A 2,187-nucleotide genomic window follows, 5' to 3' on the forward strand; every position below is an offset into this window, starting at 1 on the left:
AGTCCAAAATTTAAAGCCTTTACGGTTGGCTCTAATCCTCGTGACTTCAAAGGATATGAACCCAGGTATGCTTATCAGGCGTTTTGTACTGGCGAAGAAGATGGATATTCAATTTGTTTTTCATCGTTGATCAGTAGCCCTGAATTTCATCGGGATTTTGCTAAGCAGAAGCGAACGTTGTTGGTGTTAGATGAAGCTCAATATCTGGGCATTGACCCCAAGACTGGTGAACCCACCAACAAATTCGCCGGGACGATGGACCAGTTAGCTGAGTTCTATCCCTATATTTTGGTGATGGGTGGCACGTCAAGGGGCAACGGCGAACGGGTTTGGGGTGTTCAATATACAGCGCCAGACCCTAATAATGAGATTTTCCCGGTATACGATGTAACCGCTTCTTATCAAGAAGGTGTCGCCCAAGGGTATCTTCGAGATGTCATGTTCAAAATGCCCGACGCTGAAGGCATTTGGCATAAAGTTGGAAAGCCTTCTGAATTGATGCAGGTTTCAAAAATGAAGAGAAAGTTAGGACGCTTTCTTAAAGAGGCTGAGTTTTATCAACATCTCATTGATATCAGTGTCAATGAATTAAACGATGCTAAGGCTATATGGCAGCATTTTGGAATGTTGGTTGCTGCCTATGATCAGGGACAGGCCAAGAAGATTGAAGCGTACTTCAAGACCACCTATCCACACCTAAAAACGGTGGTCGCTATTTCTAGTGATGGCCCTAAAAGTATTGAAGCGCTTCAAAAGTTCAAGCGAGATGAATCAATAGATGTCCTGATCACAGTTAGGCAAGCGTTTATAGGATTTAGCTGCAATCGCCTCAATGTATTGTGCTGCCTAACGAACTATAGAGAATGGGGATTTTTGGATCAACTATTTGGCAGAGTAGCTAGGGTCAGAAAAGAACTACCATTCGATGTGCAACCTGCAAGAGTAATCATGCCGTGTGATCCTGAGGCTGTCGCCTATGCTGAGGCGAAGAAGAGTGAGGCGATGGCAGGGTTGAGAATAAAGAAAAAACAAGCTTCTAAGCCTAAGAACAGCACTGGGAAAAAGAAGGAATCTGGTTCAATGGCAGATCTTGAGGTATTGCCATCTGTAGTTAAAGGCACCGACGAGTCAAAGGACTTGGGGCATCAAGAACTTGCCTACTTAGAACAAAAACACGGATTGGAGGGCATAGCAACAACGTCCATTGCAAAGATTTTGCGTGATGCAGGCGTCAATATTGCTGAAAACATGAAACGAGATGGATTCATCCCACCGTCGATGCATCCAGATAAAACGCTTCAACAGTTGAGAGATCAGTTGCTATACGAAGTTACAGGCACCGAAAAATCCAGAAATCCGAATGCAATTTCTCGGCTATTGAGATATCAAGTAGACACAACGCTTTCAAGAAACAATTCTTATGAAGTGGCTTGGTACATCCTGAAGCAGGAAACTGGCATTGACATTCAACCCAAATACGCTGACAGAGAACAGCTTACGAACATGCTAAGGTATGTCGGAAAAATTCCTGCTCTAGGTGAAGAGTACCTGAGAGCCAAGATTTCACAATGGCGATTTGCAAAGACAGCAGCTAAAGGAGGTTGATATGGCTGACGTTATTATCCGACCATCCACATATACAACGTCAGGCTGGTACACCCTACAGATACACAGAGCCGCAGAAGCCAAAGGTGTCAGCCCAGACCTGTTTATCAACATGATTCATGGGGTTATTCATGAAGGAACCTGGCAGGAATCAGCGGCGACGCTAGAGGAGTATCTAACCAAACCCTACCCAAATGGTGCAGGTGTGTCCAAAGAAGTGCTTAACCATGCAATCAAGGCTCCATTCCGCCATCAACTCAAAGAAAAGGTGGAAGAGTTTGAACAGATGCGCAGAGAAGTCATCGAAGCTCTGACACCTGAAGATGCTAGAGAGGGGAATTTCAACGGAAACCAGTACACAGAAAAGGATTTGGTTTCGGGACATGATGTCCCGAAACCACTTAACGAAGCAGAAGAGAAGCGCCAAAAGCGTGCCCGTGCGATCGCTCGTGCCCCCCAGATTGCCAGGGAGTTATACCACTCTGGTTTGCTAGGTCAGAGTGAGGCGGTGAAGTTAGGCCCCAGGGTAAACCAGCATAAGCCAACACCCAAGCAGTTAGAGGTTAAAGAACAGGTAGACAA

2 protein-coding genes are annotated in these 2,187 nt (G+C 45.4%); both read left to right on the forward strand.

What is annotated here, in order from left to right:
• The coding region (locus QGP82_RS01260) for a hypothetical protein (protein WP_499056728.1) at positions 1-1,605 on the forward strand (1,605 nt) is incomplete at its 5' end.
• Position 1,606: 1 nt separating this feature from the next.
• The coding region (locus tag QGP82_RS01265) for a hypothetical protein (protein WP_499056730.1) at positions 1,607-2,187 on the forward strand (581 nt) is incomplete at its 3' end.

This window comes from Leptothoe sp. LEGE 181152 (assembly GCF_032906605.1).
In the GTDB taxonomy this organism is placed as follows: domain Bacteria; phylum Cyanobacteriota; class Cyanobacteriia; order Phormidesmidales; family Phormidesmidaceae; genus Leptothoe; species Leptothoe turfae.